The sequence below is a fragment of the Sphingomonas kyeonggiensis genome (assembly GCF_014204495.1).
Lineage (GTDB): Bacteria > Pseudomonadota > Alphaproteobacteria > Sphingomonadales > Sphingomonadaceae > Sphingomonas > Sphingomonas kyeonggiensis_A.
In genome coordinates this window covers 1,146,682-1,162,860 of sequence record NZ_JACHLN010000001.1, presented here as the reverse complement: position 1 = coordinate 1,162,860, position 16,179 = coordinate 1,146,682, and the positions used below count along the sequence as shown (strand labels likewise).

18 protein-coding genes and 1 riboswitch are annotated in these 16,179 nt (G+C 68.0%); of the genes, 3 read left to right on the top strand and 15 right to left on the bottom strand.

The window, feature by feature from the left end; genetic code table 11:
• Positions 1–82 precede the first annotated feature (82 nt).
• A riboswitch (ZMP/ZTP riboswitch) is annotated at positions 83–163 on the top strand.
• A 16-nt stretch (positions 164–179) separates the two neighbouring features.
• Positions 180–869, top strand: a complete 690-nt coding sequence (locus HNP52_RS05760) for a DJ-1/PfpI family protein (RefSeq protein WP_184163704.1) — start codon at positions 180–182, stop codon at positions 867–869.
• 138 nt (positions 870–1,007) lie between these two features.
• Here HNP52_RS05760 and HNP52_RS05755 read toward each other — a convergent pair whose 3' ends face one another.
• The 5 genes from HNP52_RS05755 to HNP52_RS05735 all read right to left on the bottom strand — a co-directional run bounded on the left by HNP52_RS05755 (position 1,008) and on the right by HNP52_RS05735 (position 6,547).
• Positions 1,008–2,402: a UdgX family uracil-DNA binding protein gene (locus tag HNP52_RS05755; protein WP_184163700.1), complete on the bottom strand. Its 1,395-nt coding sequence runs from the start codon at positions 2,400–2,402 to the stop codon at positions 1,008–1,010.
• A 109-nt stretch (positions 2,403–2,511) separates the two neighbouring features.
• Entirely contained in the window at positions 2,512–3,531 is a 1,020-nt protein-coding gene (locus HNP52_RS05750) for an SO2930 family diheme c-type cytochrome (protein WP_184163697.1), read from the bottom strand.
• Entirely contained in the window at positions 3,528–4,715 is a 1,188-nt protein-coding gene (locus tag HNP52_RS05745) for a parallel beta-helix domain-containing protein (protein ID WP_184163694.1), read from the bottom strand. The genes HNP52_RS05750 and HNP52_RS05745 overlap by 4 nt, the downstream gene beginning before the upstream one ends.
• A gap of 60 nt (positions 4,716–4,775) precedes the next feature.
• On the bottom strand, positions 4,776–5,258 hold the full coding sequence (locus HNP52_RS05740) for a hemerythrin domain-containing protein (protein ID WP_184163691.1): 483 nt from the start codon (positions 5,256–5,258) through the stop codon (positions 4,776–4,778).
• A gap of 35 nt (positions 5,259–5,293) precedes the next feature.
• Positions 5,294–6,547, bottom strand: coding sequence for a putative DNA modification/repair radical SAM protein (locus HNP52_RS05735; protein WP_184163688.1), 1,254 nt, complete (start codon positions 6,545–6,547; stop codon positions 5,294–5,296).
• A gap of 73 nt (positions 6,548–6,620) precedes the next feature.
• Here HNP52_RS05735 and HNP52_RS05730 point away from each other — a divergent pair, with 73 nt between their 5' ends.
• Positions 6,621–7,832: a glycosyltransferase 87 family protein gene (locus tag HNP52_RS05730; RefSeq protein ID WP_184163685.1), complete on the top strand. Its 1,212-nt coding sequence runs from the start codon at positions 6,621–6,623 to the stop codon at positions 7,830–7,832.
• A 46-nt stretch (positions 7,833–7,878) separates the two neighbouring features.
• Here HNP52_RS05730 and HNP52_RS05725 read toward each other — a convergent pair whose 3' ends face one another.
• The 9 genes from HNP52_RS05725 to HNP52_RS05685 all read right to left on the bottom strand — a co-directional run bounded on the left by HNP52_RS05725 (position 7,879) and on the right by HNP52_RS05685 (position 14,667).
• Positions 7,879–8,286 (bottom strand): hypothetical protein, encoded by a 408-nt coding sequence (locus HNP52_RS05725; protein ID WP_184163682.1) that lies wholly within the window; start codon positions 8,284–8,286, stop codon positions 7,879–7,881.
• 50 nt (positions 8,287–8,336) lie between these two features.
• The gene (locus HNP52_RS05720) at positions 8,337–8,870 is read right to left on the bottom strand and encodes a demethoxyubiquinone hydroxylase family protein (protein WP_184163679.1); all 534 of its coding nucleotides are present in this window, start codon (positions 8,868–8,870) and stop codon (positions 8,337–8,339) included.
• Positions 8,867–9,349: a disulfide bond formation protein B gene (locus HNP52_RS05715; protein ID WP_184163676.1), complete on the bottom strand. Its 483-nt coding sequence runs from the start codon at positions 9,347–9,349 to the stop codon at positions 8,867–8,869. Before HNP52_RS05715 ends, HNP52_RS05720 begins: the two co-directional genes overlap by 4 nt.
• A gap of 3 nt (positions 9,350–9,352) precedes the next feature.
• Positions 9,353–10,705 (bottom strand): S41 family peptidase, encoded by a 1,353-nt coding sequence (locus HNP52_RS05710; RefSeq protein WP_184163673.1) that lies wholly within the window; start codon positions 10,703–10,705, stop codon positions 9,353–9,355.
• 70 nt (positions 10,706–10,775) lie between these two features.
• Entirely contained in the window at positions 10,776–11,948 is a 1,173-nt protein-coding gene (locus tag HNP52_RS05705) for a murein hydrolase activator EnvC (RefSeq protein WP_184163671.1), read from the bottom strand.
• Positions 11,949–11,952: 4 nt separating this feature from the next.
• Positions 11,953–12,375 (bottom strand): 23S rRNA (pseudouridine(1915)-N(3))-methyltransferase RlmH, encoded by a 423-nt coding sequence (locus HNP52_RS05700; protein ID WP_184163668.1) that lies wholly within the window; start codon positions 12,373–12,375, stop codon positions 11,953–11,955.
• Positions 12,376–12,398: 23 nt separating this feature from the next.
• Positions 12,399–12,707, bottom strand: coding sequence for a ribosome silencing factor (gene rsfS / locus HNP52_RS05695; RefSeq protein ID WP_137861951.1), 309 nt, complete (start codon positions 12,705–12,707; stop codon positions 12,399–12,401).
• An 80-nt stretch (positions 12,708–12,787) separates the two neighbouring features.
• Complete coding sequence (locus tag HNP52_RS05690) at positions 12,788–13,417, bottom strand: nicotinate-nucleotide adenylyltransferase (protein ID WP_260395930.1); 630 nt, start codon at positions 13,415–13,417, stop codon at positions 12,788–12,790.
• A complete protein-coding gene (locus HNP52_RS05685) occupies positions 13,414–14,667 on the bottom strand; it encodes a glutamate-5-semialdehyde dehydrogenase (RefSeq protein WP_184163662.1) in 1,254 nt (417 codons plus the stop codon). Before HNP52_RS05685 ends, HNP52_RS05690 begins: the two co-directional genes overlap by 4 nt.
• Before the next feature lie 47 nt (positions 14,668–14,714).
• Between HNP52_RS05685 and HNP52_RS05680 the strand changes: the two genes are divergently transcribed.
• Positions 14,715–15,779 carry a DUF3667 domain-containing protein gene (locus tag HNP52_RS05680; protein WP_184163659.1) on the top strand — a complete coding sequence of 355 codons (1,065 nt, stop codon included), beginning with the start codon at positions 14,715–14,717 and terminating at the stop codon, positions 15,777–15,779.
• A 4-nt stretch (positions 15,780–15,783) separates the two neighbouring features.
• Here the strand turns inward: HNP52_RS05680 and HNP52_RS05675 are convergent, their stop codons facing one another.
• Positions 15,784–16,158, bottom strand: a complete 375-nt coding sequence (locus HNP52_RS05675; protein WP_184163656.1) for a hypothetical protein — start codon at positions 16,156–16,158, stop codon at positions 15,784–15,786.
• Between the last annotated feature and the right edge of the window lie 21 nt (positions 16,159–16,179).

The following is a 16,179-nucleotide window of genomic DNA, read 5'->3' as shown; positions in this document are numbered from 1 at the left end:
CCGAAACTGGGCCCCGGCCTTCGCCGGGGATCCGCTCCGGGATACCATGCGTGACAGACGCGTATCACCGGCGTAGGTTCCCCTGGCCTCGCGTGACTGGCGATACGAGATGGAGCACCATCGGGAAGCGCGGGGGTGGACGCCGTTCGCCTGGGCACCTTCCCTGCTGGAGGACAATGATGCCCGAACCGCTGCATATCGCTTTCCTGCTGTTCCCCGACGTGACCCAGCTCGACCTGACCGGCCCCGCGCAGGTGCTGTCGCGCATGGGGAATGTGACGCTCGACCTGGTGGCGAAGACCCGCGATCCGGTGCGCACCGATGCGCTGTTCGACCTGCATCCGACCGCGACCTTCGCCGAGGTGCCGCGCGCCGACATCCTGTGCGTGCCGGGCGGGTTCGGCACGGTGGCGGCGATGGAGGATGCCGATACCTTGGACTGGTTGCGGCAGGTGGCGGCGGAAGCGACCTGGGTGACCAGCGTGTGCACCGGATCGCTGCTGCTCGGCGCGGCGGGGCTGCTGCGCGGATATCGATCGGCCTGCCATTGGGGATCGCGCGAGCAGCTCGCCTGGTTCGGCGCCGAGCCGGTGGCCGAGCGGGTGGTGTTCGATCGCAACCGGGTGAGCGGCGGCGGGGTGACCGCGGGGATCGACTTCGCGCTGGCGCTGACCGCGGCGATCCGGGGCGAGGACCATGCGCGGTTCGTGCAGCTGAGCCTGGAATATGATCCGGCGCCACCATTCGATTCCGGATCGCCGGAACGGGCCGGGGCGGAGACGGTGGCGCGCTACCGGGCAATGGCGGAGAAGTTCGCGCCGGGACGGGCGGAGACGGTGAAGGGGATCGCGGAGCGGCTGGGGTTCTGAAGAAATCCTCCCCCGGAGGGGGAGGGGGACCAGCGAAGCTGGTGGAGGGGGCCTGCCACGAGCGATATCGCCTGCGGCGTTCCCTCTCCACCACGACGCTGCGCGTCGCGGTCCTCCTCTCCCTCCGGGAGAGGATTTTTAGGCCAGCAGCTTCTCCGCGCCCTTCAGGTCCTCCACGAACGCGGCGAACGCGTCCTCCGCCTTCGCGCGGTCGGGCAGGCGCAGGAGATAGCTCGGGTGGACCGTCACCCAGCCGCGACCGCCATCGGGCAGGTCGAGCGCCCGCCCCCGGGTCGCGGCGATCGTCACCGTCTTGCCGAGCATCTGGCGGGCGGCGCTGGCGCCGAGCGCGATCGTGAGTTCGGGTTTCACCAGCAGGCGCTCCTGCTCATACCACCAGCGGCAGGCCTGGATCTCGCCGGCATCGGGTTTCGAATGGATGCGGCGCTTGCCGCGCGGCTCGAACTTGAAGTGCTTGACCGCATTGGTGACGTAGACACCTGCTCGGTCGATCCCGGCCTCGACCATTGCCCGGTCGAAGACTTCGCCGGCCGGGCCGACGAACGGGTGGCCGGCCAAATCCTCCTGGTCGCCGGGCTGCTCGCCGACGATCATCATCCGCGCATCGACCGGGCCTTCGCCGAAGACGGTCTGGGTGGCGTGCTTGTAGAGGTCGCAACGGGTGCAATGCGCGGCTTCCTCGCGCAGGGCCTCCCAGGCGCCCTCGATATTGCCGCCGGGTCTGGGCTGGGTTGCCACCATTGCCGTCTCCCGCTGGCGCGCGGTGGCGACCAGCTCCCGGACCAACGCGGTCTCCGGCATGTTTTTCCAATATTTGCGCGGCATCTCCTTGAGCATCGCGCCGGTCTTGAGGCGAGCCGGATTGAAGATCGAAGCGTAATAGGTCTTCCAGATATCCTCGACCGGGTCCTCGCCCGGAGCATCGGCCTTGGTCGCGCCGGGGCCTTCGGTGAGGGTCTCGGTGTCCCAGTGCAGCGAGAGCTCGGGCGTGAGGATCGACCAGCGCATCGAGGTGAAGCGATCGACGAAGAAGCGGGCATTGGCGCGGACGATGTGATGGGTCGGCTCGAACCAGGCGATGAAGCGCGTGTTGGGCTCGCCGGTGCCGGGGAAGGGCTGCGCGTCCTGGACTTCGCGGAAGCGGACGAAGGCGCGCATCTTGTGGATGTCGCGGCGGACTTCGCGCGCCATGCCCTCGAGCCTGCGGACGAGCGGGTCGGCCGGGTCGGCGACGCGGTGCGGATCGCCGGCGAGCAGCGCGTAGAGCAGGGCGAAGCGCTCGGGGTCCGAATGGAGGATCGCCGACTGGGCGAGGTCGAGGAACGCGCGCGGAACCTTGAGGGCACGCGAGGCGGCCGGGGGCAGCACGGCTTCGTCGGCGAACAGGTCGACCGGGGTTTCGCCGACCTGCCAGAGGATCTCGGATGCGGGGACGCCGGCCTGTGCCAGCCCGCGCGCGGCATCGCGCCAGCCTTCGAAATCATCTTCCGCCGCCAGGGTAACTACGCGCAACGCCATCCTCCAAACCCGTCATCCCCGCGCAGGCGGGGATCCAGGGTCACAAGCGGTGTCGCCCTTGGCTCTGGATCCCCGCCTGCGCGGGGATGACGATGAAGGCGGTTTAACGCGCCGGCGGCGATTTCGGCATCGATTCGATCCACTGGCGGACCAGCGCGACGCCTTCCTTGTGGACCGTCGCGCGGCCGAGCTCGGGCATGGCGATGCCGGGATCGGTCGATTGCATGCGGTAGAGCAGGATCGAGGCTTCCGGATCGCCGGGGACGATGTCGAAATCGCGGGTGCCTGCCCCCCGGCCCGCGGCGGTGGGGCGCTTGAACAGGCCGCGCTGCTCGGGATCGGCGCGACCGAGATCGAGGAACAGGCCGGAGTTGGACGCCGCGCCCTGGGGGTTGTGGCAATGGGCGCAGTTGATCTCGAGCCAGGCACGCGCGCGCTGGTCGAGCGGCGCGGCGGTGTCGTCCCAGCGCGCGACTCTCGGGGCATCGGCGGGGAGCCGGTCGAGCATGCCGGCGGCAAGCAATTGTTCGAGCTGCCCGCCATGGTTGAGATAGCGCGCCTTGATCCCGATCGGGACGACCTGGCCGGCGAGGCCGTGGCAGTCCTTGCACTGGTTCTGGTTGGGGACGGCGTAGGAGATGCTGTGCGGCTCGCCTGAGGGGTCGGCGAAGGTGACGGGGATGCGCGTGCCGGCGCGCCTGACATCGGCGTCGGTGCCCTCGGCGTTCCAGACATAGGGGATCGGGGTCCAGCCCGTGGCGCGGTGGAGCAGGACACGGGTCTCGAGCGGCTTGAACACGCCGTTGGTGCGGTAGCCGAAGGTCTTGATCAGCGCGGCGCCGACGGGGAGGTCGAGCGGCTTGTCGGGATCGTATTTCGCCCGGCTGCCCTCGGGCAGATAGAGGTAGCGCTCCTTCTCGGCATAGTCGGAGAAGAGCGGGGTTTCGAGGGTGTAGCGGACCAGCCGCGGGGCCGGGGCGCGGGCCTTGAGATCGGTGAAGAAGGCGTAGTCGGAGAGGTGCGCGGGCCAGCCTTCGGCCGTGATCGCGGCGTCGTTCACGCCCGTTGGACGGCCGAGCAGCGCGGCGGCGAACAAGGCGGCCGCGCCGAGCAGCGCCTTCATTTGGCGGCGGCCTCCATCGATGCCGGCAGCTTGAAGGTCTGCCAGGGCGGCGGGATCGGGTTGTCGAGCTTGATCAGCTGCGGCTTGGCGGTGTCGAGCGGGGCGCCAAGGGCCAGGGCGAGGGTGAGCACCGGGCCGTCATCGCCGGTAAGGTGGACCTGGTCGCCGCCGGTGCCGTCCCAGAAGACCGGCGGGAGCGTGCCGCCCAGCATCTTCGCCAGCAGCGCGCCGCCGGGCATGGCGGGCGCGAAGCCGGCGCGGCCATGCTTGTTGCCGGAGAGGCGGATGTTGCGGGGATAGGGATCATAGCCCTTGTCCTCGAACGGCTTGCGATAGGCGACGACCATGATGTTGGCGGTACCGTTGCCACTGAGATCGTTGGCGGTCACGGTGACGTCGTTCTCGGCCATCACCAGCACGCCGGTACCGGTGGGCACGGTGGCGACGATGTTGCCGGGCGGGGCGAAATTGGGGGTGTCGTTGTCGATCACCCTGTTGCCGCTGACGGTGATCCAGCCGGCGCCGCGATTGGGCAAGGCGGGCAGGTCGAACACCAGGATGCCACCGGTATTGTGGGTGGCGAGGTTGTTGGTGACCTCCGCAAAGCCGCTATTCTCGATCTCGATGCCGGCGACATTGTATTTGGCGACCGAATTGCGGACGATGATGCGGTTGGACTGGCCGACATAGATGCCTGCATCCGAAGCGCCCATGACCGTCACACCGTCGATCAGCACATCGCCGCTCTCGACCGGATAGACGCCGTACGCGCCGTTGGTCGCCTTGGGCCCGCCGGTCCATTCGACGCGGATGTTCTTGTAGACGATCCGGTCGGCGCCCTTGGACTTGATGCCGTCGCCCTTCGAATCCTCGACCGCGAAGTCGCGCAGCACGACGTCGTCCGAGGTGACGAGCAGCCCCTCGCCCGCCCCGAGCTGCCCCTTGAAGCTGAGCACCGTCCTGAGCTGCCCGGCGCCGCGCACCGTCACGCCGTTGACGTCGAGGCTGAGGCCGTCGGTCAGCTCGAAACGGCCGGCGCCGATGCGGACGGTGTCGCCGGGCCTGGCATCGAGCAGGGCGGACTGAAGCCGTTCCTGGGCGTTGGGGCCGGCCTCGACGATGATGTCCTTCGCCAGGGCCGGAGTCGCGGCAAGCATTGCCGCAAATGCGCAGAGTCGAAGCATCCCTCTCTCCCTCTTTTTGGGGATGATACGCCTTCGACCCTGAATTGACAGTCCTGTCAGTTAATCGCGTTCATCGCCCGGGGGACTGGCTTCGGCGCGCTCGAGTTCGCGGGGCTTGCGCTTCTCGAAGAGCTTGCCGAGCTGTTCCTCCTGCGCCGCGGTCAGGTGCTTCGCGGCGGTGGGGAACATCTCTTCCTCTTCCTCGTCGATATGGTGGAGATAGCGGTGGCGCATCTCCTTGAACTTCACCAGCCAGCCGGGCGAGGACATGTCGGTGTCCATCAGTTCGCCGAGATAATCGTCGACTTCCTTGTGCTCCGACACCGAATGCCGGGCATCCTCGCGCAGCTCGGGATCGGCGAGCATCGTCGCGTAGAGCGCCTCTTCCTCGGCGGCGGCATGGGCCTGCAGCTCGAGGCGGAGCTGCTCGAACAATTCGCGACGATCCTTGCTGTCGCCCGAGGTCTCCCCCACGCGCTCGAGCAGGTCGCGCTGGCGGTCATGGTCGGCAATCAGGTCGGCGAAGATGCGGGCATCGGCCATTCTACTCTCTCCCTTGGTCGGAGAGTCAGAACCGATCAGGCCGCAAATAGTTCTAACTGCTCGCGTTTCGGCGCAACGAGGCTGCGCAGGTCGGCACGATCGGACAAGGCGACCGGGCGCCAGTCGGCAGCGACCAGGAAGGGACGGACCTTGGCGATCGAGGCAGTGAGCCGCGCGACATCGGCGAGCTGGAGGCGGCGCATGCGGCGAGCGGAGAGGATCGCATCGACAGCCTTCACCCCGAGGCCGGGGACGCGCAGCAGCAGTTCGCGCGGGGCGCGGTTGACGTCGACCGGGAAGGACTCGCGGAACTTGAGCGCCCAGGCGAGCTTGGGATCGATGTCGAGCGGGAGCATGCCGGTGGCGGGGTCGGCCGCCGCCGCGACTTCCCTGGGCTGATAGTCGTAGAAGCGCATCAGCCAGTCGGACTGGTAGAGCCGATGCTCACGCATCAAGGGCGGGCGCTGGAGCGGCAGGACCGCGCTGGCATCGGGGATCGGGCTGAACGCCGAATAATAGACGCGGCGCAGCTGGAAGCGATCATAGAGCCCGGCGGCGCGGGTGATGATGTCGCCATCGGTAGCGGCATCGGCGCCGACGATCATCTGGGTCGACTGGCCGGCAGGGGCAAATTTGGGCGCCGACTTGTAGCGCTTGCCGGCATCCGCCGTGTCGTCGATCGCGGCGCGGACATCGCGCATCGCGCCTTCGATGCGCGGCGCCGATTTCTCGGGAGCCAGGCGCGTGAGCCCCGCCACCGTCGGCAGCTCGACATTGATCGAGACGCGATCGGCATAAAGACCTGCCTGCCGGACCAGCTCGGCATCGGCATCGGGGATGGTCTTCAAATGGATATAGCCGCGGAAATCATATTCCTCGCGCAGCAGCCGTGCGACGCGGACGATCTGCTCCATCGTATAGTCGGACGAGCGGATGATCCCCGAGGAGAGGAACAGCCCCTCGATATAGTTGCGCCGGTAGAAATTGAGCGTGAGATCGACGACTTCCTCGGGCGTGAAGCGGGCGCGGCGGACGTTCGAGCTCTTGCGGTTGATGCAATAATGGCAGTCGAAGATGCAGCTGTTGGTCAGCAGGATCTTGAGCAGCGAGATGCAGCGACCGTCCGGGGCATAGGCGTGGCAGATGCCCATCCCCTCGGTCGAGCCGAGCCCGCCCTTGGGGCCGCTCGCCGCGTTGCGTTTGGTCGTGCCGGAGGACGCGCAGCTCGCATCATATTTGGCGGCATCGGCGAGGATGGCGAGCTTTCCGCGGAGATCGAGCTGCGACATTTGTTCCTTCTATGTTCCTGATATTGCAGTGTCCAGTGGGTTGTGGGAGGAGGCGCGGCGAAGGGAGCGCGGGATGCGGCTGACGATCGACCGGCAATTCAGGATCCTGCTGATCGGCCTGGCGGTCACCTGCCTGCTCGGCTTCAGCTTCAAGCAGCATTGCATGCCCGGCGGCTGGACCGATTCCGAGCAGTATATCACCGGCTGCTACAGCGACGCGGTGCCCTTCTGGACCGCGCGCGAAGTGGACAAGGGCAGGATCCCGTACCTGCAGACCCCGATCGAATATCCGGTGCTGACCGGCGCGGCGATCTGGATCGAGGGGACCGCGACCCACCTGCTCTTCGGCGCCCGCGCCAATGACGCCAAGTTCCTGGGCGTGGTGACGGCGGTGAACATCGCCCTCGCCTTCCTGGTGCTGTGGATGCTGTGGCGCGCGGGGGTCGACCGCAAGCGGCTCTGGTGGTGGGCGGCGGCGCCGCCGCTCGTCCTCTATGTCGGGCACAACTGGGACATGATCGCGGTGACCCTGGCCGTGGCGGCGCTGCTGCAGGCACGCGAGGACCGGCTGGTGCGCGCGGCGGCCGCCGCCGGGCTGGGCGTAGCGGCCAAGCTGTTCCCGGTCGTGATCCTGCCGCTGATCGGGCTCTCCGCCCTGTTCGAGCGCGGCAAGGACTGGGTGCAGCGACTGCGCCGCGCCGCGCTGGTGACGCTGGCGGCGATCGCGGCCTGGGCCGCGGTGAACCTGCCCATCGCACTGCTCGCACCGCGCAACTGGAGCGAATTCTACCTGTTCTCGCAATCGCGCAGCGGCACCGCGGCGGGGACCTGGGATGTGCTCGGCAATCTCGGCTGGCTGCCGCTGAGCATCGAGGACAAGAACCTCTGCGCGACTCTGGCCTTCGCCATCGGGGCGGTGGCGATCGTCGCGATCGGCTGGCGGCGACACCGCGACCGGCTGTGGCTGCTGGCGACGCCGGTGCTGGCCTGGTTCATGCTGACCAACAAGGTCTATTCGCCGCAATTCGACCTGTGGCTGTGGCCGCTGCTGGTGATGACCGCGCCGCGCCTGCTGCCGGTGGCGCTGTTCGCGCTGGCGGGGATCGCCGCCTATTTTGCCGAATTCTGGTATTTCGCCGGGATGGACGGCGTGTGGCCGGCGGCCAGTACGATCGACATCGCCTGGGCGGCCGCGGCGCGCGGAGCGGTGATGCTGTGGATCATCGTGGATTGCCTGCGCCGGGAGCCACCGGAATGGGTGGGGCGGTGGCCGGTGCGGGAGTAGCTTAACTCCCCTCCCTGCAGGGAGGGGAATCGGATGTGGCCGCAGATCAAGGCAGCGGCAAATTCTGCTCGGCCTTGCGGCGGGCGCGGGTTTCGGCGCGGGCGGCGGTGGCGCGCTTGACGAAGCAGCCAGTGCTGCCATTGGCGCCGACCGAGGTGCAGCTGCCGGTACCAAAATTGCCCGCGGTCACCGCGTCCTGCGAGCGCACCGCCCAGCTCTCGGTCTTCTGCGGCGGCCCACCCTGGTCGCGCAGGTTCGACGGGATGCGGAAGCGCTCGGCCTCGTCGAGGCGCTTGCAGACCACGATCTCTTCGCCGTTGCTGTTCGTCGGGCACTTGTCGTTGCCATAGATGATCAGCACGCTGTTCTGCGCCGAACTCTGCGCATGGGCAGCGGCGGGCATCAGCATCGGGACGGCGGCGAGCGCGCCCGCGATCAGGATCCGGTTCAACATCGGCTTACTCCTCTATGCCGTGCATCGGGGACAACGGCTGAACAGACGCTTTATATCCGTTTCGATACCGCAATGGCAGCCCGGCAACCGGCGCGGATCAGGGTGGAGAGCAGCGGATAGGCCGGGGCCTGTTCCGCGCCATGCTCCAGCGCGGTGTCGCGGTGTTCGAGCTCCTCATCGCGGAATTTCGCGACCGCTTCGCTGAGCTCCGGATCCCCCGTGCCCAGCTCTTCGAGCTGCTGCTGGTAATGGAGATCGATCTCGGTCTCGATCGCGGCGGTGCAGGCCATCGCCGCCTCGGGGCCCATCGCCGCGGTCACCGCGCCGAGCGCGAAGCCGGCGACGTTCCAGAAGGGCTGGAGCGCCGTCGGGCGGACGCCGCGCCGGGCGATCATCGAATCGAAGAATGCGCGGTGGCGCTCTTCCTGAATCGCCATGCCGGCGATCATCCGCGCCATCGGGGTGCGATCGCCCATCACCGCCAGCTGGCCGGCATAGATGCGCGTCGCGCCATATTCGCCCGCCTGATCGACGCGGACCATCGAGGACGTCCCCTCGCGCCGATCGCCGGGCTTCCAGCTCATGCGCGCGCCTTCCGCAGGGCCAGCGCGAAGATCGCGGCGGCACCGGTGAGCGAGAAGATCGCGTTGAACCCGGCCAGGCTGATGCCGAACAGCGTCCATTGCGGCACGTCGCAGCGGATCAGCGGACGGCGCAGCGCGTCGGTCAGCATGTCCATCGGGTTGGTGCCGTGCACCTGGGCGGTGCAGGCGGTGATGCCCTGCCACCATTTATACTCGACGCCGGCATGGAACACGCCGATGCCGCCGCTGATCGCCACGGCAAGGCCGGCGAGCAGGACGAGCCCGAGCTGGGCACGGCGATCCTTCACCAGGAAGGCCGAGAGCGCGATCAGGATCGCGGCATAATGCGGATAGCGCTGCCACCAGCACATCTCGCACGGGACCAGCCCGAAAAATTCGGTGGTGTGCGCACCGCCGACCAGGGCGAGGGGCAGCAGGAGCGCGAGCCAGCGCGCGGCGCAGAAAGTGTCGATACGCATGGCTTACTTGCTCTTGGCGGCTGCGACCTGGGTCTTGGGACCGAGGCGGGAGATGGTCTGGAGGGCGTAGTGGAGCTGGAAGTCGTCCACGCCTTCCTTCTTCAGCTGGTCCGCCGTCTTGGCGAAGCGCGGATCGGTGCGCTGGTCATCCTCAAGCACCGAATCATCGACCTTGTCGTTGTTGATCAGGTGCGCGCGCAGGTCCGCCTCGCGGATCGAGGGACGGCTCTTGTAGTCGGGATCGGTGAGCTGCGGCACCAGCAGGTCGGGCTTGATGCCGCCTTCCTGCACCGAGCGGCCCGACGGCGTGTAGTAGCGCGCGGTGGTGAGGCGCAGCGCGGCGCGGGGGCCCATCGGCAGGATCGACTGGACCGAGCCCTTGCCGAAGCTGCGCACGCCCATGACGAGCGCGCGGTGATGATCCTGGAGCGCGCCGGCGACGATCTCCGAGGCCGAGGCGGTGCCCGCGTCGATCAGCACGACGACCGGCAGCCCCTTGGCGAGATCGCCCGGGATCGAGGTGATGCCGGGCTCGTTCACATCGGCATACCAGCGCTCGATATCGCTCTTCTCGCGGCCGCGCTGCGAGACGATCTCGCCATGGCCGAGGAACACGTCCGAGACTTCGATCGCCTGGCTGAGAAGCCCGCCGCCATTCTCGCGCAGATCGACGATATAGCCGAGCGGCTTGTGCCCGAGCTTCTTGTCGATCTCCTGGATCGCCTTGACCGTGTCGGCGCCGGTCTGGGCGGTGAAGGTGTTGATGTTGATGATGCCGACACCGTCCTTGACCTCCCACTTCACCGGCTTCTGCACGATGATCTCGCGCTTCATCGTGAAGGTGAGCGGCTTGTCGCCGCCCGGGCGGACGACGGTGAGGGTGACCGAGGTGCCCGGCTTGCCGCGCATCTGCTCGATCGCTTCGTCGAGGCTGCCGCCGACGATGAACTTGCCGTCGATATGGGTGATGAAGTCGCCCGACTTCATGCCCGCGCGGGCGGCCGGGGTGTCCTCGGTCGGGGCAACGACCTTCACCGCGCCGTCCTGCTGGGTGACGGTGAGGCCGAGGCCGCCATAATTGCCGTCGGTCTGGATCTTGAGATTGTCGAAATCGAGCCCGTCGGCGAAGCTGGAGTGCGGATCCAGCGCGGCGAGCATGCCCTGGATCGCGCCCTTCATCAGCGTGGCGTCGTCGACCTTGTCGACATAGTTCGCCTTCACCTGGCTGTAGACTTCCATGAAGGTGTCGAGCTCCTTGAAGCTCGACGTATCGACGCCGGCCATCGCGCCCGAGGCGACGGGAACGAGCGCCAGCGCGCCGACGGCGGCGGTGACCTGAAGGAACGAACGGAGCATCAACAACTACTTTCCGGAAACGCGTTCGAGGGACAATCTAGGCCGGGATCGCGGCAATTGCACGGCACAATCAGCCGAGCAGGCGCGCAAGGTCCATGGGCTCGCCGCGGCGGCGCAGCTCGACGGTGACGCGCGGGGCGTCGCTGCCCGGGGCGCGGCCGATGCGGGCGCCCTGGCCGATCTGCTGGCCGACGCGCACCGCGATGCCGCCGAGGCCGGTGACCGAGCTGGTCCAGCCATTGCCGTGATCGATGATGACCACCCCGCCATAGTCACGGAACGCGCCGGCATAGAGGATGCGGCCGGCGGCGGGCGCGACGGCATCGCTGTTGGCGGCGCAGGCGAGCGTCACGCCGCGGGCGCGCACGCCGGTGGGCGAAAGCTCGCCCATGCCGGTGACGACGGCGCCGGCGACGGGCAGCACATAGGGTGCGCCGAGCTTGCTCGTGGGTGCCGGCGCGGCGCTGCCCGGGCGAGGCAGCGGCCCGGGAAGGGCTGCGAGACCGGACTGGATCTCCGCCGCCTCCCCCGCCGTCTCCATCTGGTCGACGATCTCGCGGGCGCGCTCGCCAAGGGCAATCGCGCGGTCCGATTCGACCAGCGCGCTGGAGGCGAGCTGGGCCGAGCGGGCGCGGTGATCGGCCTCGAGCCTGACCAGCGCGGTCCGCTCGTTCTCGATGCGCTGACGGGCCTCGCGGAAGCTGTTGACCGCGGCCAGGGCATCGGCACGCAGCGCGCGGATGCGGGAGAGTTCGGCGCGGACGTCGCGGGTGCGCGCCTCGACCACGGGCATCACGGTGCCGAGCACGGCGCGGACATGGACCATGTCGGCGGTCGAGCCGGGCTGGACGAGGCCGAGCACCGCGGGGCGGCGGGCCATCGACTGGAGCGCGGCGATCAGGCGGAGGATCGGGCCCTGGCGCTCGGCGACGCGGGTGCGCTGCTCGGCCAACTGGCGATCGACGATGCCGATCCGGGCGCGGGCGGCGGCGATGTCGGCTTCGGCGGCCTTGATCCGCTCGGCGGCGGCGGCTTCCTGGGCGCGGGCACGCAGGGCCTGGTCGCGCTCCGAGGCGGCCTGACGCTCGAGCGCGGCGCTGCGCGCCTGGGCGGCCTGGGACTGTGCGTTGGCCTCACGCAGCCTGCCCTGCTGCTCGGCAAGGCCGGGCGCCTGCGCCGCCGCGAAACTGCCGGTGGCGAGGATAGCGAGGGTGCCGGCAAGGATGGCGAGCGGGCGGAGCATGCCGCTAGCCTTCGCGATGATAGGGGTGGTTGGCAAGGATCGAGGTGGCGCGCCACAGCTGCTCGGCGAGCATCGCCCGGGCCATCATGTGCGGCCAGGTGGCACGGCCGAAGCTGATCAGCAGGTCGGCCTGGGCTCGGGCCGCGTCGTCAAAGCCGTCCGCCGCGCCGATCAGGAAGCGCGCCTCGCGCACCCCGTCGTCACGCCAGCTGCCCAGCCGCTCGGCGATCGCCTTGGACGGCAGGTTCTCGCCCAGTTCGTCGAGCATGACGATTCGGGTGGTGCCCGAGATGTCGGGGATCCTGCCGCCGGTATCGGGCAGCTCGGTGATCCTGGTCGGCCATTGGATGCGCTTGAGATAGCGATCGACCAGCTCGGCCTCGGGACTGCGCCCGATCTTGCCGCGCGCGACGATGTGTAGCTGCATCGCCCGCGCGGCCCTTTACCGAATCAGGCCTGGCCGGCTTCGCCGAACGACCACATGCGCTCGAGATTGTAGAAGCTGCGCACTTCGGGACGGAACAGGTGGACGATCACGTCACCGGCATCGATCAGCACCCAATCGGCGGTGGGCAGGCCCTCCACGCGCGGGGTGCGGCCGAACTCGGCCTTGATCTTGTCGGCGAGCTTCACCGCCATCGACGCGACCTGGCGCGTCGAGCGGCCCGAAGCCACGACCATATAGTCGGCGATGCTGCTCTTGCCGGCGAGCGGGATCGAGACCGTCTCGACCGCCTGATCGTCGTCGAGCGACGCCATCACGAGCTGGTGCAGCGCCTCGACGCCACCATTGGCATCGGAGGAACGCAGAACATTGGGCGATGTGGCCAAGGGGCCTCCTAGGGTTGCAACAAATCTGTGTGGTGTTGGGATGGAGACGACGCAACGTAACGCCGGTGCCAGGCGGGATCGGCGGCCCGAAGGCTCGTCGCCGAAGTAGGATCGGGGCGGAAGCGCAACAGCACGAGGGCCGGCAATCTCCAACGCGTCCAGTTCTTCGCCTGGCCTGCGGGCCACACAGCGCGCCGCAGCCAACCCATTGCAGGACTTGCATGGGCATCGCGATCATATCCCGGACGGGCGATCACCGCAATCGGAACCTGCTCGGCAATGTCACGCCAGCGTTCCCATTTGTGGAACTGGGCGAGATTGTCCGCGCCCATCAACCAGATGAAGCGATGCTGGGGGAACAGCCGGGGCAGCTTGCGGACGGTATCGGCGGTATAGCGCGTCTTGATCCGCTTCTCGATGTCCGACACCCGGATCGGCGCGTGGCGGGCCATGCGCTGGGCCGAGGCCATGCGCAGCTTGAACGGCGCCATGCCCGCCTTGTCCTTGAGTGGATTGCCGGGCGAAACGAGCCACCACACCTCGTCGAGCCCCAGCGCGCGAATCGCGTGGATCGAGAGCTTGCGATGCCCCTTGTGCGCCGGATTGAACGAGCCGCCGAGCAGGCCGATGCGCTTCAAGGACGCGCCTGCCCCGTACCGCGGACCACCCATTTATAGGTCGTCAGCCCCTCGAGCGCGACCGGGCCACGGGCATGGAGGCGGCCGGTGGAGATGCCGATCTCGGCGCCCAGCCCGAACTCGCCGCCATCGGCGAACTGGGTCGAGGCGTTCCAAACCACGATCGCGCTGTCGACCTGGGCGAGGAACTTCTCGGCCACGGCCGCGTCCGCCGTGACGATCGCATCGGTGTGGTGCGAGCTGTGCGCGGCGATATGCGCCATCGCATCGTCGACGCCATCGACCCGCTTCACCGACAGGATCGAATCGAGATATTCGGTATCCCAATCCTCGTCGCTCGCCGCGACCATGCGCGGCTCGAGCGCCTGCAGATCACTATCGCCGCGCAGCTCGCAGCCGGCATCGGCAAGCGCGGCGAGGATCGGCGCGGGATCGGCGAAGGCGCGGTCGATCAGCAAGGTCTCGGTCGCACCGCAGATGCCAGTGCGGCGCATCTTGGCGTTGAGCGCCAGTTCCTTCGCCATCGCCGGATCGGCGGCGCCATCGATATAGGTGTGGTTGAGCCCGTCGAGATGCGCGAGCACGGGCACCCGCGCCTCGGCCTGGACGCGCGCCACCAGCCCCTTGCCGCCGCGCGGCACGACCATGTCGATCGCCCCCTCGGCGGTGAGCATCGCGCCGACCGCAGCGCGATCGGTGATGGGCACGAGCTGCACCGCATCCTCGGGCATACCGCCTTCGGCCAGGCCGCGCGCCAGTGCCGCATGAATCGCGCGGTTCGAGCGGATCGCTTCGGAGCCGCCGCGCAGGATCGCGGCATTGCCCGCCATCGCGCAGAGCGCACCGGCATCCGCGGTAACGTTGGGCCGGCTCTCATAGATGATGCCGATCACGCCGATCGGCACGCGAACACGGGTGAGGACGAGGCCATTGGGCCGCTCGACCCGATCGAACACATCGCCGACCGGATCGGCGAGCCCGGCCACCGCCTCGACGCCCGCCGCCATGCTCTCGATTCGCTTTTCGTCGAGCTTGAGCCGATCGAGCAGCGCGCCGGACAGGCCGTTCGCTTCTGCAGCGGCCATGTCCTCGGCATTGGCGGCCTGGATCGCAGCGGCATCGGCGCGGATGGCGGCGGCGGCGGCCCTAAGCGCGGCGGCCTTGGCCGGGGTCGGCATCGCGGCAAGCTTCGTCGAGGCGAGGCGGGCGCGGGCGGCCATATCGGCGATCAAGGTTGCTGCGTCAGTCATGATTCACTCGCTAGCACGTGCAGCATGAAGCTGGTAGCCAAGGCCGCATGTCGGGGGAAATCGAAGCAGCCGGGGAACTGGCGACTGGGGCGTTGCTTGGCCGTGCGGTCGAGCCGGGGGCTGGCGAAGGACATGGCGAGGGCCATGGCCTCTGCCTTAATTGCGGAACCGCGCTGATCGGATCGCATTGCCATAATTGCGGGCAGGCGGGGCATGTCCACCGCTCGCTCCATGCGATCGGGCACGACATCGTGCACGGCGTCTTCCATTTCGAAGGCAAGTTCTGGCGCACCCTGCCGATGCTGGCCTGGCGCCCGGGCGAGCTGACCAAGCGCTATATCGCCGGCGAGCGCGCGCGCTTCGTCTCGCCAATGGCGATCTTCCTGTTCTCGGTCTTCGCGATGTTCGCGGTCTTTTCCTGGGTGGGCATCTCGACGCCGACCCAGCTCAACGGTGGCAACCTCAGGCCGGCGGCGGCGATCGACTTCGCGAAGAAGGACGCGCAGGACGATCTGAAAAAGGCGCAGAAGAAGCTCGCCAAGGCGACGGACGAGGACGACAAGGCCAGGTATCGCGAGGACATCGCCGATGCGCAGCAGCAGCTTGCCGGGCTCGACAAGGCGGCCAAGTCGCTGGAAGGCGGTCCGGTCGATGTGAGCACGGACGAGGTGCATACCGGCTGGCACGCGCTCGATCACGGCATCGAGAAGTGGCAGAAGAACCCGGCGCTGATGATGTACAAGCTGCAGTCGGCCAGCTACAAATTCTCCTGGCTGCTGATCCCGCTATCGCTGCCCTTCCTGTGGTCGCTGTTCTTCTGGAAGCGCCAGTACAAGCTGTACGACCACACGATCTTCATCATCTACTCGATCTCGTTCATGTCGCTCTTCTACATCGTGGTGGCGATTGCCGCCGCGATCGGGCTGGGCGGCGGACCGCTCGGGATGGTGGCGGTGCTCGTCCCCTTCATCCACATCACCCGGCAGCTGAAGCAGGCCTATGACATCGGTTGGTTCTCCGCGTTCATGCGGGCCTGGGTGCTGACTTTCTTCATCAGCTGGATCCTGGTGCTGTTCCTGCTGATCCTGGTCGCGCTGGGGATGTTCGGCTGAGGCTTCAAGCCGTCGGGCAAGGGAAGCGCCGGTCGAGCTGAGCGAAGATCGCCGCGTCCATCGGCGCTGCGCGTTGTGCCTCGGACAGTTTCTCCAGATCCGTGACGAGCGCGTTGATGTCGACCGTCGCCTTGCTGCCCTTGACGGGGCAGGCGCGGGGCGGGCGCCCGGCTGCCTTGTCCGCGTCGAGCAGCGCCTTGTAGCGATTGAAGCTCGGCGCGAGGCGCTCGGCGAGCCGGCTGAACCTGGCGACTTTCTCCCCGCGATCGGTCTCGGCTTGCGCGACACGCCACTCGCTCAGGAAATCGGCGATGGTCAGGTTCGGCGCCTCCTGTGCAGCGGCGGCCGACAGCAGTGCAAGCGGGATCAGAAAGCGCACGAAAAAGCCCTCCCCAGCAAG

Coding starts and splice junctions, on each gene's coding strand:
- HNP52_RS05720 (WP_184163679.1), bottom strand. CDS start 8,870: ATGAGCTGGAAGCCCGGCGATCGGCGCGAGGGGACGTCCTCGATGGTC.
- HNP52_RS05680 (WP_184163659.1), top strand. CDS start 14,715: ATGTCGGGGGAAATCGAAGCAGCCGGGGAACTGGCGACTGGGGCGTTG.
- rsfS (WP_137861951.1), bottom strand. CDS start 12,707: ATGGCGTCGCTCGACGACGATCAGGCGGTCGAGACGGTCTCGATCCCG.
- HNP52_RS05685 (WP_184163662.1), bottom strand. CDS start 14,667: ATGACTGACGCAGCAACCTTGATCGCCGATATGGCCGCCCGCGCCCGC.
- HNP52_RS05710 (WP_184163673.1), bottom strand. CDS start 10,705: ATGCTCCGTTCGTTCCTTCAGGTCACCGCCGCCGTCGGCGCGCTGGCG.
- HNP52_RS05725 (WP_184163682.1), bottom strand. CDS start 8,286: ATGTTGAACCGGATCCTGATCGCGGGCGCGCTCGCCGCCGTCCCGATG.
- HNP52_RS05735 (WP_184163688.1), bottom strand. CDS start 6,547: ATGTCGCAGCTCGATCTCCGCGGAAAGCTCGCCATCCTCGCCGATGCC.
- HNP52_RS05760 (WP_184163704.1), top strand. CDS start 180: ATGCCCGAACCGCTGCATATCGCTTTCCTGCTGTTCCCCGACGTGACC.
- HNP52_RS05750 (WP_184163697.1), bottom strand. CDS start 3,531: ATGAAGGCGCTGCTCGGCGCGGCCGCCTTGTTCGCCGCCGCGCTGCTC.
- HNP52_RS05700 (WP_184163668.1), bottom strand. CDS start 12,375: ATGCAGCTACACATCGTCGCGCGCGGCAAGATCGGGCGCAGTCCCGAG.
- HNP52_RS05705 (WP_184163671.1), bottom strand. CDS start 11,948: ATGCTCCGCCCGCTCGCCATCCTTGCCGGCACCCTCGCTATCCTCGCC.
- HNP52_RS05745 (WP_184163694.1), bottom strand. CDS start 4,715: ATGCTTCGACTCTGCGCATTTGCGGCAATGCTTGCCGCGACTCCGGCC.
- HNP52_RS05715 (WP_184163676.1), bottom strand. CDS start 9,349: ATGCGTATCGACACTTTCTGCGCCGCGCGCTGGCTCGCGCTCCTGCTG.
- HNP52_RS05740 (WP_184163691.1), bottom strand. CDS start 5,258: ATGGCCGATGCCCGCATCTTCGCCGACCTGATTGCCGACCATGACCGC.
- HNP52_RS05730 (WP_184163685.1), top strand. CDS start 6,621: ATGCGGCTGACGATCGACCGGCAATTCAGGATCCTGCTGATCGGCCTG.